This window comes from Endozoicomonas ascidiicola (assembly GCF_001646945.1).
GTDB classification, from domain to species: domain Bacteria; phylum Pseudomonadota; class Gammaproteobacteria; order Pseudomonadales; family Endozoicomonadaceae; genus Endozoicomonas; species Endozoicomonas ascidiicola.
Genome location: NZ_LUTV01000009.1, coordinates 91491 through 103709, shown reverse-complemented (window position 1 = coordinate 103709; position 12219 = coordinate 91491). Strand labels below are relative to the sequence as shown.

Here is a 12219-nt window from a genome sequence, read left to right as displayed (position 1 = left end):
GCAACAAAAAAGAAGGTGGGCAAATATACACTTACCCACTCATTTTTCAAAAGAGCCATTTATTTGGATATTTGGGCATAAGAGACTGACGACATAAACAGTGCTTCCAGACTGGATTCTGTGATTTTTGACTTTATTGCTGCCCATCTCCGGTTTTTACTTTCAAGTCCGACAGCCTCCTAGCTCTATTATTAGTAACCATTCTAACGACAACTCTGGACACTGCTACCGCCACAGGTCTCAATGCCCCCACTCAGACTATCCAGCTTCCCAACCTGGCCACGCTGTTTGACCTTGCCATTCACTATGGAGAAATCACTGCATTTGTTAACAAAATACTGCATCACTTGAATGATGCGCCCCGACTGAACTAGTCAATCTTACAGGCAATAGATTTGTAGTTGTGCAAATGAAGTTGAAGATTTCTGGCTGAGTGGATACATAATATTCAGGTCTAGCATAGGAACTATAGCCGTAGCTATAGCAAGGAACTTCAACGCAGATCCAGTAAGTCCAAATAGCTGCGCAGCCCATAATTTAAAAACAGAATTGGTATATACCCAAAGGATTTCAAGTTGCTACGCGACGGCAAGTGAGCGAGTACAGCCAACAAAGTAGCAACTTGAAAGGCGACGGGGATAATAACATCACGGTTAATAAATCCCCTAACCACTCTGATATAAAATTCAGACCTTTCAGATAACATCACGGTTAATAAAGCCCCTAACCACTCTGATATAAAATTCAGACCTTTCAGGGAACTTAGTACCCCTTAAGCCATCTAACCCCTTAATCCATAAATATTACGGGGAAGCTGGCTTAAACCCTTATTAATAGCTTCACTCGTTAGAAAAAATGAGGTTTAACGATGGAAGTAGCAACCACCCCCCTAAGCTCTGGGAATATTAATTACAACCCATTTGATCATAGCTTTGGGGCTGCTCTCATCAGCCAACAGCAAGGCAGGATGTTGAACTATAATGTCACTCCCGTGCCTGGCAGAGGAGCTATTCAGTCTGATGCCCCCAACGAGTCATCAGGCTCTAACGAAACCGACAAGATGTGCAGGCATATTGCCCGCATTGTCACTTTTAATACAGCTGAGGGCTCCCTTTTTCACCTAGCAGAATTCGGTTTTTTCCATATCGGCAATAACCAGTTGCAGTGCTTTAGCTGTCAATCCATTATCGCTGATTTGCCTGATGGGTATTCGGTAAGCGACATGCATTGGCATAAGGCCAACTGTGCACTTGCTAATGGTAGCGAAAACAGGAATATCCCTTTATCTGGAGCTCAACCTGCATTTTCAGGCAGCTTTCCTGCTACGCACTCCACTCAGGAAGCTTCAGGTCTGCTTCCTTCAGTCCGCCATCCTGAAGCAACAAACAGAACCCCCTTTGATGAGCTGGAAGATTTTTTTCAAGACAGAAGCACACGTCCATCTACGTCGAACCAGCAAGGTAACGGCCAATTATCCGCAACAAGCACCAGTAATACACACCAACACGCTCAGAGGACTACTCAGGAGCCTACTCAAAATCATTACCCAGAGAATCAAGCACATCGACATCCAGATGCAAACTCTGCAAGCGTTAATTTTGAACGTTTGCTCGCCGAGCAATACCCTTGCCTTAACCCTTTTAAGCCTGAATATGCTGATCTTGTCGATCGAATAACAACTTTTCACGACGTACAGGGGCGCTGTATATGGCGTGGACTAACAAACGCAGAACCTTTAGACATTGCCGCTTCGGGTATGGTTTATCTAAATAATGAAGATCGGACAAAATGCTATTACTGTAATGGAGGCCTGAATAATTGGGAACGTGACGATGACCCATGGTTCGAACATGCCAAATGGTATCCCCATTGCGAGCACTTACTGAGAAACAAAGGCCCTCTTTATGTTCATGAAGTCACCTGTCAGTTCCCTAACCTGCGGCGCCCTAACCCTCTGAGATCGCAAGCTTCAACAGCACCAAGCCTGAGGCAAGTTGAGTCAGGGCCTGAGAATCTGAATATTCCATACAATGAGTCCGAGACACCTTCCTTCCAAATCATTGATCCTCAAAGGGAACGACAAAATCAAGAGAGCAAAATACGTAGCTGGATGGACTCCAATGAATGTGCCAATACCGCAAAAGATATGGGCTTTGAAGAGTCACACATCTTTATGGTCATTAAGAGAAAACTGGATGGAGGTAATAATAGTCAGGACTTCTTTCCATTCCCCTCAGCCAGTGATCTTGTAGACGCGCTGATAGAAACACAGAATGAGTATGAGAGTCTGGCCTCAAACAACGAAGAACAGGCAACCACCTCCGAACCACACGTTGAGCAAATGTCTGGAACATCTCAACCCCAAGAACAGACACAGGAAGCCGAGGTTGCCAGACTGGAAGCTCAAAAAAAATGCAAGATATGTCACAGAGAGGAAAGCTGCGTGGTATTTGTACCCTGTGGTCATTTAACTGCATGCGTGCCCTGCGGGGAAAGGGCACGCAATTGTCCTGTGTGCAAGACTCACATCACAGAAAAGGTCAGATCCTATCTTTCTTGATGGGGCAACTTCGCAGTCATTTAAACCAACGATATAGAGGTTCTCAACGGTCACATAAACGGTCCATTGAGAACGCCCCCTGAGGTTTTCATTAGTCAATTGCGATCATACTTCCTGACAATGTTGCCGGATATCGTCCCGTAGCTCCCAGTCATCCAATCGTAAGCGGTCGCTGTTGTCCAACTCTGGAGTTTGGACAAAAGTACGGTATAGGCGATTTGATTTGCTCGATACAACCCTCATGCTCCCCTTCTTCACACATTTTCTTAAAGACCATGGAGATTTAGAACGGCATCACCGGAATCGCCGAGCTGGTCTGAGTCACTACACTTTTCATAACCGCGATATTCCCAGAGACATCGATGACTTTTATATTGTCGTCGATAGCATGCGCTGCACGGTTGGGATTCTCTTTCGCAACACCGAGAGTGAGCACTTTCCCTGTAGATTGATCAGGTCAGCTCAAATCTGAGGTAAAATATGGCAACGTATCTTTTTTTTGAATCAATCTATGGTGAAGGGCTATAAGTAGTTGACCAAATGAAATCATATTTTCCACCAAGCATCACTTTTCCTCATGCAGAATGTCTATTTACAGTTGAACCGCCTAAAAAGAACCATTAATACTTTAACCGAATTAAAACTGACTAACTGGAGGGAACCAGAAACCCTTAACACCCTCTAACAGATACAAAGTAGTGCAGACCAGCCTGCTGAACCAGTTAGAGAAACAAACTATGAACTTATCTATTCACACTCCTACTACCCCCCCAATAAGCCCCTATTCAGAATTTAATCCTTTTGACCCTGAGTTCAGGTCTGCCCTGCAAAACCGGGGGCTCCAACGACAGCTAAGCTCTGGAATGCGGGCAGATATGTTTGCCTCCAACCCGGCTTCAACCAGCCTTATAATCCCCAGAAAAAACGACAGCACAGTTCATCAACAGACTACAAATCGCAGTAATCAAAATCAGGTCAGACATATAACTATCCATAGCCCATCTTTAGTATTAAATGGATTCAAAGGAACTGTGAACGCAGATGAAACGGATGGTGTCGAGGTAAGGGATATAGAATCAGATGGTCCAGAAGAAAATAGTACTATCACATCGACAGGTTTACGTCTCTATAATCCAGACAGCACTCCGCCGACTGATGAAACACGAGCTATCCCAGGCCTGAATAGCCCAGAAAATACAAACAGATGTATATTCAGAATGGGCACCTTCCAGCACTTTCCCGAGGAAGTGTCCGTTGAATGTGCAACACTGGCGGAATATGGTTTCTTTTACACGGGTTACCAGGATCTCACCCAATGCTTTGATTGTAATATCCGGCACCATGGCTGGGCACAAAACAAAACACCTTTAAACAGCAGGCAACTTCATTATATTAGCTGCAACCTTGCCCATAACCGAGAAACGTCCAACGATACTTTCCCATTAACTGAGCACCCTCAATTTGTAGACGAAGCTTACCTTACCCCAGAATCATATCGGTCTCTCGCCACTTCGACGTATGCATTATTCTCCTCTGCTCCTGTGCCCCCTTCAATTTCCGCGTCTGTCACGGCTGCACAAGAAATTCAGGATGCCTGGAGCATGCCTCAGTACCGTAGTAGACAACAGCCACATCCGTCACACTCACAGGTGCAGCCTTTACAACGTCCTTTAAGGGAAGAAGCAAACAGATTGTCTTTTGCTACTGCCAATAGAAACGAATCAGCAGCTCACTCTTCCGCAGAAAACATTGAGCTGTTCCCCTGTGATAGCCCAGCCCGTGCAGATATGCGCGAATTACAGAGCAGAATAGAAACATACCCTACCACCCGCCAAAACACACATAGCTGTCAGCCATTTCCAACACAAGTCTATTTGAAACTGGCTGAAGCGGGCTTTTTCTATAATGCCTATAAGGCTGGTCGCAATAATGACGCCGTATCATGCTGGTATTGTGCTGGCGGTTTACAAAACTGGAAAGAAGAAGAGCTACGGTCACCCTGGCAAGAACATGCAAAATACTACCATAAGTGCGAGTTTTTGCTCCAACAAAAAGGGTTTGAATATGTTGCAGAAGTTGCATCAACATTCCCCTATATCCAGCGCCCCAACCAGCAACCCTTGGGGACTGAACGCCAACATAACCAACAAATAGAGCCGGCTGTCGTTCAGCAAGTTGCGACTTTAATCCCAAATATTAATCAACCAGGTCTGCCAGGGCATGTGAGTAACAGAGTTCAAGTCTCTCATGGCACTCCATCGACCGGTGCTGTTTTGATGAACGGTGGTACGAGTTTTCCCAATGGGCAAATACGGCCACATGAAGCAACAGAGCCCCGCATTGTTGACCCCAGACAGGAGAAAAACAATATAATTACCGGGTGGTTAAAGCATGAATGTGCACACAATGCTCAAGGTATAGTGTGTAATGACAAGGCTTTGAAAGATGCGCTGACTCAGAAAATTACAGCACAAACGACAGTCCATTCACCTTTTCCCTATAACAGTGTGTCAGAGCTTGTGGGTGTAATATTAGACAGTCAAATAGAAGAAGAGCCTACTCCTGAACCCTATACTCAGAACTCAGCGGCCCCCCCACTTGATCAGACTGCAGGTACTTCTGCCTATGCCACAACGCCACGGCACCAGAGCAATGAACCCGCCGCCAGCAACCCACAAGGGCTTGGTCTCACTCATTTTTGTAAGATGTGTAAAAAACTATTACCAACAGAAAGCACGCTTTTTCTTCCATGCGGGCATAACACCGCTTGTTGGGGTTGTGGCAAAAATGCAAAAAAATGCCCAACATGTCGTGAAACCGTAAGTGAGAGCATGAGAGTATTTTTGTCCTGATCATCACTTCAAGACTGAGTTATTTGATCATTCGCTCAGTCTTGAAGCATCTTTGTAGATTAATGTAGAACTTCAACAGTCTATAAGGAGAGGTTTATATAGTAGTGACCTCAAAATTATCCTGTAGATTGACATCCGTTTCGTAATCAACCCCGTCTACACCAAAACCAAACAGCTTCAGGAACTCTTCTTTATAAAGGGTATAATCCGTTAACTCCCTGAGGTTTTCATTGGTCAATTGCGACCATACTTCCTGACAATGTTGCTGGATATCGTCCCGTAACTCCCAGTCATCCAATCGTAAGCGGTCGCTGTCGTCCAACTCTGGAGCTTGTCCATCAGTACGGTATAGACGATCACGGAACATCCGGTTGATCTGCTCGATACAACCCTCATGCACCCCTTCTTCACGCATTTTCTTAAAGACCATGGAGATATAGAGCGGCATCACCGGAATCGCTGAGCTGGCCTGGGTCACGACACTTTTCAGAACCGCGATATTCGCAGAGCCGTCGATGGCTTTCATATTGTCGTCGATAACATGAGCAGCACGATCCATGTCTTTCTTGGCCACACCCAGCGCGCCTTCCCAATAGATTGGCCAGGTCAGTTCGGTGCCGATATAGCTGTAAGCAACACTTTTGCAGCCTTTCGCCAGAACACCGGCTTCAGACAGGGCTTTCATCCACAATTCCCAATCCTGACCACCCATAACGGTAACGGTTGCCTCGACTTCCTCTTCCGTTGCGGGTTCTACCGTGGCTTCGAATAGTGCGTCTTTGTTGGTGTCCACGGCGGTCGCCGTATAAGGCTTACCCATGGGCTTCAACACTGAGCGAATGACTTCTCCGGTGTCCGGCATTTTGCGAACCGGTGATGCCAGGGAGTACACCACCATATCCACCTGACCCAGGTCCTGCTTGATCAGCTCAATGGCTTTCTGCTTGGCATCATGGCTGAACGCATCACCGTTCAAGCTTTTTGCGTAAAGACCGGCTTCATGAGCCAGTTTTTCAAAGGCTGCAGAATTGTGCCAGCCGGCGGTGCCCGGTTTGGTTTCAGAGGCCGGTTTTTCAAAAAACACACCAATGGTGGCAGCGCCAGAACCAAAGCCTGCCGTGATGCGAGAAGCCAGCCCATAACCACTGGAAGCACCAATCACCAGCACTTTTTTCGGGCCATTGTCTACCGGGCCGAGGGATTGAGTGTATGCAATTTGCTCTTTAACATTGGCTTCACAGCCCACCGGGTGAGTGGTGGTGCAGATAAATCCGCGGATCCTTGGCTTGATGATCATCGTTTTTCCCAGCTGGTATTACGGTTACAGGGTTAAGCACCCTGACAGGTAAATAACGGGGTAGCATAGCCAAAAGCCACAATCTAGAAAAGAGCCGCTACGGATAAGACCGTAGCGTTTAAGGATGATTGTGTGACAAGTTGCTACCTGCTTTTGTTGCACAAGTGACAACGGTGCGAAAAGTAGCATATTGATATTCTTAAAGAGCGCCAATTTTTCTGTTAGTAAATACCAAACCTTTATTTTGAATTTACCAGAACATTCCCCATGGCAAGAACACCAGGATAGTGCTCATCCGATAAATATCCGGACAGCTCAATTAATTTTCTTCCCAACGAATGACGATCATCAGCCACTACATTGATATGCCCCATCTTACGTCCGGGACGTTGAGTTTTCCCATACCAGTGGCTGGTAACACCCGATACCGACAGCACATCGACAGGGATTGACGATTGCCCCAGCACATTAATCATGGCGCTGACACCCAGCATCTCCGTTGATCCCAAAGGCAAGCCAGCAACAGCCCGCATATGGTTTTCAAACTGACTGCATAAAGTGCCCTGTTGCGTCCAGTGGCCAGAGTTATGAACCCGGGGAGCAATTTCATTCACCATGAGCTGGCCATCAACCTCAAAAAACTCGATGGCCAACACACCGACATACTCCAGCTCGGTGCTGAGGCGAGTAAAGGCATCTACTGCCTGTTGCTGAATGGATTCCACAACGGGGACGGCGATGGATAACGTCAGCACACCCTTGGAGTGTTCATTTTCTGTGACCGGGTAAATCGCCACCTTGCCATCTTTACCTCTCGCACCGATCACGGAGACTTCACGCTGAAACGGAATCATCTGTTCCGCAATAATCGAGTGAGGATGATCGGTACTGCCCTTGTGCAGAAAAGCCTGCATTTCTGACCAGATCTGCTCAATATCCGAACCGTCTTTGATTCGCCACTGGCCTTTGCCATCATACCCTGCCTGACAGGTTTTGATGACCAGAGGTTTTCCGAGGCTCTCAATTGCAGTATCAAGATGCGCTCGTTCAGTGATCAGTTGCCAGGGCGCACAGGGCACTCCGTTTTTTTGCAACAACGCTTTCTCAATGCTGCGATCACCACCCGCCTTGATCGCCTGTCGGCCAGGATAAAATTTGCCCGAGGCATCGCACAGCGTCAGCACATCATCGGGAATATGTTCGAATTCTGCGGTAATAGCGTCACAACCAGCAATGGCTTCTGCCAGGGTCAGGCTGTATTTTTGTTGCGTCAGGGGATGAATGATGTGACCGGAGCCAACATCATAAGCGGTGACATTAAGATCCAGCGGCGCACCCGCAAGGCTCATCATACGGGCAAGCTGACCGGCACCGAGAACTAATATGTCCATGAAACTCTTCTGCACACTCTCTAGTTATTGGCTCTACGTTAGTGGCGTTACTGCAACGGAATGCATGGCTGTTTATTCTGCAGGATCCGGATTCGCCAGGATGGACTCAGTCTGTTCTTTTCTGAACGCATCAATTTTAGCCAATAATTCCGGTTGCTGGCAGCCAAGAATCTGAGCAGCCAAAAGGCCTGCATTAGCAGCACCGGCTTCACCAATTGCCAGGGTGCCGACCGCCACACCTTTGGGCATTTGGCAGATAGACAGTAGAGAATCAATACCGTTCAGGGCTTTTGACTTCACCGGAACACCCAGCACCGGCAAGCTGGTAAATGCCGCTGCCATGCCCGGAAGGTGCGCCGCACCACCAGCACCGGCAATAATCACTTTAATGCCTCGATCTACAGCTTGAGAGGCGTAATCCGCCAATAGCTGGGGCGTACGATGGGCAGAAACAACCTGTGTTTCGTAGTTGATTCCGAAGTGGTCCAGCATATCCGCTGCGTGTTTCATTGTGGGCCAGTCCGATTTAGACCCCATTATTATACCAACCGTCATAACCGCTCCTTTCTCAGAACGCAGAATCATAGCATAGGCTTGGAAGGAGTGAATGGATCGACTATCAATTTCTGGGGCTAACTGCCTGCATACAGAGCCATATAGTCAACACCGGCGATATATTTGCTAACAATACGCTGGATTTTGAATGCTTGAGAATGACTTTGTTAGCACCCTGAACACTCTGGTTAGGCAAACCAGAGTCACTCATCATTATTATGTGGAGAATTACCGCCTGTTACTCATCACGGAAGGTTCTGGCGGCTAAGACTGTATGCTCAGACTCAACAACCACCGGCTAAAGCCGGTGGGTTAGATTTACGGACTGAAAGTCCGGATACGCGTCCAAGACGCGTTAGTATTCAGTCCTGAAGCTATCATCTACTTTGGGCTCAAAATGATGATCCAGATACTCCTTGATCATCTCTTCAGTCACCTTTCCCGATGTGACACAAAAATAGCCTCTTGCCCAAAAATGCCTTCCCCAGTATCGCTTCTTCAAATCAGGGAAACTTTCAAACAATCTTGTAGACGACCTTCCTTTGACCCTCCTCATTATTTCACTCGGAGCCATATTCGGAGGCGCTGACACAAACAGATGTACATGATCCTTACTAATCACTCCCTTAAGAATCTCTATCTCAAATGCCTGGCACGTTTCTCTTATCAGCTCCCTGGCTCTTAAGCCAACATCTCCCTTGAGCACCTGATACCGGTACTTCGTGACAAACACAAAGTGGTACTGAATATTAAATACTGTGTGACTGCCATACCTGTAGTCCATCGCAGAACCTCTACATCCAGATAACTGCGACAAAATATCATAGCTAAAACTGACCGGCTAAAGCCGGTGGTTTTAACCTTACGAAAGACTAATAAAGGGTAATAGGTAATGAGTAGTAACAACTTGTATTTGAACGCATTACCAGCGGCCTCATATGCATGGAATCTGTCTAAAAACAGTTACTTACCCATGAAGTGCCTGCGAACAGCCATTGCTTATGTTGCAGGTGCTTTTGGCTTATAAACCAAAACTCATTTGAAACATACGGTTCTAAATGAGCAGATAAATTGATCCAAAGCATGAAACGAAAAACGATTCAAGACGTATAATTACAGATCATTTTTTGCCATAACTATTCGATTCATGCTTAAAGTCCTACACGATAAATGGAATCAATCCCCAGAATGCCTCTATCAATCTGGATTATCAGAACCTCACCATAGGACGCGCGAACGCTTTATGGCCCTTTATCAAGTCTGTTGTGAGCAATCCGCTTCACAGGTGGCCTTCAGCACCAAACGCGCAACACACACCTTGTGGAAATGGATCAAAGCTTATAATGAATTCGGCCCAAAAGCTCTCCAGTATAAGCGTACAGGCGGGCACCCCCCTTTTGTCTAACCGTTACCTCAATCATCACTCAAGCCATCCACCGTTCGGCTGAAGCCGCTGCAAATGCTGAAAAGTCGTCACTCCCTCGCTGGACTCTTAAAAGGTTAGTAAACTGGTGCAAGGTGAAATGGAGCTTTACTTGCTCCCGGGAAACTATTCGCCGTGTTTTGAAAAGGAATAATATCTCCTGGAAAAAGGCGAAGAAGCTCCTGAATCGTGCCGATCCTGAAAAAAGAGCAGACTATCTGAAGCAGCTTGAGCCGTTACTTCAGCAGGCAACCAGGCAAGAAAAACTGATCGTTTATATTGACGAAGCGCACATTCATCAGGATACGGATATCGGTAGTGGGTGGTCAGCTAAAGGCGGTAGACTCTTTGTGTCTTCTTGCTCTCCAGGGCTATCCAAAGTCACGTTTTACGGGATTTATTACTACAACGAGGGCCAGGTTAGGATTTGGCCATACCCCAAAGGCAATTCACAACATACTGTGAATGTTCTGGAGCGTATTCGACAGGAGAATCTTGAACGACAAATTACTGTTATTTGGGATGGTGCGTCCTATCATCGGTCATTTGACGTCTGCGAGGCTGCAAAAAATCTAAAAATAGAGCTAGTCTGGCTACCTCCGTACAGTCCTGATTTTATGCCAGTTGAGGCTCTTTGGCGTTGGTTGAGAGAGGAGGTAACTTATCATTATTGTCATAGCACCCAAGATGAACTGGTGAAGAATGTCAAAGCCTTCTGCGTGCAGATTAACCAAAAACCAGTCGAGTTAGCCGACAGACTCCATACCAAGACGTCTCTTGACGAGGAGGAAGAGGTGCTCAGAAAACCGGTTAAGCCAAAACCAAAATAAAACCGATGGTTTCAAGTGAGTTTTGGTTTATAAAGTCACGGTTGCGGATGCACAAAATTATCTGAAAGCCGTCGATCAAACTGATAATTCCGGTATCTACAGCACAAAAGCGGGCAGAAGCTTATACAAACAACTCACTGAGCGTGACATTTCTATCGTGCCAGAGGATCAGATTGTCGTGAAGACAGTCCGACGCCCCACCCACTCTAGCGTGGTTCCAACTCAGCCCTCAACGCCAAGTAATAATGACCAAACACCGCTCCCAAAGACAGAAAAGAAAGTCTCTATTGATCTTCCTGATAGTACTGAGTCAGATACTCACAGAGCATCTGGGCCATCACGCAAATCAGGATTACCTCGCGTTATTCCGGTTAACACAGTAGCTCCAATTCAGACTAACGACGCCCCCACGCCTTCCTGGCAAGCAGCAGCCTCTAAAACGGAAGCTGAGCCAGTCACGCAAAAGAAGGAGCAAAAGAAGGAAGTGATTGATGCAAAAGCACCTGAACAACAAGCACCTATGATTCACATTCAGCCAACGCAGTCTTTGAGTGCACCAGCAATCAGACAAAACATTGATCGACTACTGGCAGGTATTGACAAAGAAATAGATCAAATACCGATCCCTACCTATATTAATAACCACAATAAACTCCGTAACATATTAAAAACCAAGTTTGACCTATACAGAACACAACTTAATGCTTATACCAATCCAACGGCTGAGAAACTCAGTGAAGATTTTAAAAAACTGCAGATAATGCAACGAACCATGTATGCAGCGGTTCGTTCGCCCAAAGCCGATCTTGAAGAACTGCCCTTCAGGGGAATCAACAATGGCCGGGGAAATTGCTATCACATTTCTACAGTTCAGTATGAAATTCATAATCAGTTCTATCGCTTTTTTATTACAGCCTATGGGTTATTGGGGGAGGCGTCACTGTCTATTGACATAAAGATTCGCAATAGCGGGTCAATTTATTCAGATATCGTTTGCGGTCAGATTAAAGTTACTGATGAAGAATATGAATGTATTAATGCTTTTAAGCCAATAAAAACCGGTGTCACCAATAAAAAAACAACCCAGGAAGAGTACGCAAAAATAAAAAATGATTATGATGCGTGCATGATTAAAATAGCAGAAAGAGTACAGGAAAAACAGATTAAGTAGTTAACCAAATGAAATCATATATTCCTGACCGACCTGCTCAAACACTCGTATGACTTCTGCTTCAAACGCCTTAAAGTCCATGACCTCAAAGAGATTCAACCATTCATACTTCACCTTTTGCCATAGCATTTCTATCAAGT

Annotated in this window: 9 protein-coding genes; 4 read left to right on the top strand and 5 right to left on the bottom strand. The window is 46.0% G+C overall.

Features of this window, described 5'->3' with window-relative positions:
- The first annotated feature begins 868 nt into the window (after positions 1 to 868).
- Complete coding sequence (locus AKL11_RS21875; protein WP_067521990.1) at positions 869 to 2560, top strand: RING-HC finger protein; 1692 nt, start codon at positions 869 to 871, stop codon at positions 2558 to 2560.
- Between the two features lie 283 nt (positions 2561 to 2843).
- Here the strand turns inward: AKL11_RS21875 and AKL11_RS26735 are convergent, their stop codons facing one another.
- A complete protein-coding gene (locus AKL11_RS26735; protein WP_157673717.1) occupies positions 2844 to 2996 on the bottom strand; it encodes a hypothetical protein in 153 nt (50 codons plus the stop codon).
- 595 nt (positions 2997 to 3591) lie between these two features.
- Here AKL11_RS26735 and AKL11_RS21870 point away from each other — a divergent pair.
- Positions 3592 to 5412, top strand: coding sequence for an RING-HC finger protein (locus AKL11_RS21870; protein ID WP_172807357.1), 1821 nt, complete (start codon positions 3592 to 3594; stop codon positions 5410 to 5412).
- 94 nt (positions 5413 to 5506) lie between these two features.
- Here AKL11_RS21870 and fabV read toward each other — a convergent pair whose 3' ends face one another.
- The 4 genes from fabV to tnpA all read right to left on the bottom strand — a co-directional run bounded on the left by fabV (position 5507) and on the right by tnpA (position 9439).
- On the bottom strand, positions 5507 to 6709 hold the full coding sequence (gene fabV / locus AKL11_RS21865; RefSeq protein WP_067521985.1) for an enoyl-ACP reductase FabV: 1203 nt from the start codon (positions 6707 to 6709) through the stop codon (positions 5507 to 5509).
- 239 nt (positions 6710 to 6948) lie between these two features.
- The gene (locus AKL11_RS21860) at positions 6949 to 8100 is read right to left on the bottom strand and encodes a 5-(carboxyamino)imidazole ribonucleotide synthase (protein WP_067521983.1); all 1152 of its coding nucleotides are present in this window, start codon (positions 8098 to 8100) and stop codon (positions 6949 to 6951) included.
- 72 nt (positions 8101 to 8172) lie between these two features.
- Positions 8173 to 8655 carry a 5-(carboxyamino)imidazole ribonucleotide mutase gene (gene purE, locus AKL11_RS21855; RefSeq protein WP_067522136.1) on the bottom strand — a complete coding sequence of 161 codons (483 nt, stop codon included), beginning with the start codon at positions 8653 to 8655 and terminating at the stop codon, positions 8173 to 8175.
- A gap of 355 nt (positions 8656 to 9010) precedes the next feature.
- Complete coding sequence (gene tnpA / locus AKL11_RS21850) at positions 9011 to 9439, bottom strand: IS200/IS605 family transposase (RefSeq protein WP_067515084.1); 429 nt, start codon at positions 9437 to 9439, stop codon at positions 9011 to 9013.
- 632 nt (positions 9440 to 10071) lie between these two features.
- Between tnpA and AKL11_RS21845 the strand changes: the two genes are divergently transcribed.
- Positions 10072 to 10908, top strand: coding sequence for an IS630 family transposase (locus tag AKL11_RS21845; protein WP_157673403.1), 837 nt, complete (start codon positions 10072 to 10074; stop codon positions 10906 to 10908).
- A gap of 22 nt (positions 10909 to 10930) precedes the next feature.
- Positions 10931 to 12079, top strand: a complete 1149-nt coding sequence (locus AKL11_RS21840; protein WP_067521980.1) for a hypothetical protein — start codon at positions 10931 to 10933, stop codon at positions 12077 to 12079.
- Positions 12080 to 12219 lie beyond the last annotated feature (140 nt).

Excerpts from the sequence above, each read along its gene's own strand:
- AKL11_RS21875 (WP_067521990.1), top strand. The coding sequence starts at position 869 with ATGGAAGTAGCAACCACCCCCCTAAGCTCTGGGAATATTAATTACAAC.
- fabV (WP_067521985.1), bottom strand. The coding sequence starts at position 6,709 with ATGATCATCAAGCCAAGGATCCGCGGATTTATCTGCACCACCACTCAC.
- AKL11_RS21860 (WP_067521983.1), bottom strand. The coding sequence starts at position 8,100 with ATGGACATATTAGTTCTCGGTGCCGGTCAGCTTGCCCGTATGATGAGC.
- purE (WP_067522136.1), bottom strand. The coding sequence starts at position 8,655 with ATGACGGTTGGTATAATAATGGGGTCTAAATCGGACTGGCCCACAATG.
- tnpA (WP_067515084.1), bottom strand. The coding sequence starts at position 9,439 with ATGGACTACAGGTATGGCAGTCACACAGTATTTAATATTCAGTACCAC.